The organism is Streptomyces sp. NPDC002130 (genome assembly GCF_040296465.1).
Classification (GTDB): Bacteria; Actinomycetota; Actinomycetes; order Streptomycetales; family Streptomycetaceae; genus Streptomyces.
Genome location: NZ_JBEOXI010001317.1, coordinates 1 through 1,008, shown reverse-complemented (window position 1 = coordinate 1,008; position 1,008 = coordinate 1). Strand labels below are relative to the sequence as shown.

The 1,008-nt window shown below is 63.2% G+C and carries 1 protein-coding gene; it reads left to right on the top strand.

Translation table 11 applies throughout. The annotated features are described in order from the left end of the window. Positions 1–856, top strand: an 856-nt coding sequence (locus ABT116_RS50615) for a sensor histidine kinase (protein WP_351648678.1), incomplete at its 5' end; no start/stop codon positions are given. Positions 857–1,008 lie beyond the last annotated feature (152 nt).

Here is a 1,008-nt window from a genome sequence, read left to right as displayed (position 1 = left end):
CACCAAGCGCATGGTCGAGCTGTACCGCGAGCGGTACGCCCACTACGGGCACGGCACCCCCGAGCAGGCGATCGTCGGCCTGGGCCATCTGGATCCCGTGGCTCGTCGCGGCCGTCATGGTCGGCATCGTCGTGGCGCTCTCTCTCTCCTGATCCGGACCAGGACCGAACTCGTCGAGGCCGAGCACGTACGGGATCTGGCCACCGAGAAAACCGACGTGATGCGCGACGAGATGATTCGCACCGAGGAACGAACGCGGATCGCGCGCGACATGCACGACACGATCGCCGCCAGTCTGAGCCGGATTTCGTTGTTCGCCGGCGGGCTGCAGGTGAGCGCGGCAGACAATCCCGAGAAGGTCGTCAACACGGCTGCGATGATCAGAACGACCGCGCACGAGGCTTTGGACGAATTGAAGGGAATCGTCGGAGTGCTCAGAGGAAATGGTGATCGTCGCGAACACGGTGGGCATCAAGGGATCGACGCGATCGGAGATCTGGTCAACAGTGCCCGCGCCGCCGGCATTCACTGCCGTCTCGAATCCGAGTTGCTCCCGGGTGACGTCGGAATGTTGGCGGGGCATGTCTGCTATCGCGTCGTGCAGGAGTCACTGACCAATGTCCAGAAATACGCGAGCGACCAGATGCTCGTCATTTCGGTGACCGGGTCGCCGCACGACGGAATCCGCATCCTCGCACGCAACAAGCTCAGCGAGCTTGCACCTATGACGTCGATCGGTTCGCGATCAGGTCTACGCGGACTGGCCGAACAGGCGCGAGAGATCGGCGGCAAGGTCGAGGCCGGTGCGTTGGGGGACGATTTCCTCGTCAGTTGCTGGGTGCCCTGGTCGTCGTAGCCCGCCCACCCTCTCACTGTCGGGGGCTCTGGGTAATCTGAGCGCACTATGGACGCTGACTCGCGCATCACAGTTTTGATCGTCGACAACGACGCCACTCGACGCGTTCATCCAGCTGGGCTTCCGGTTCAAGAACGCGGACATGGAGCGCG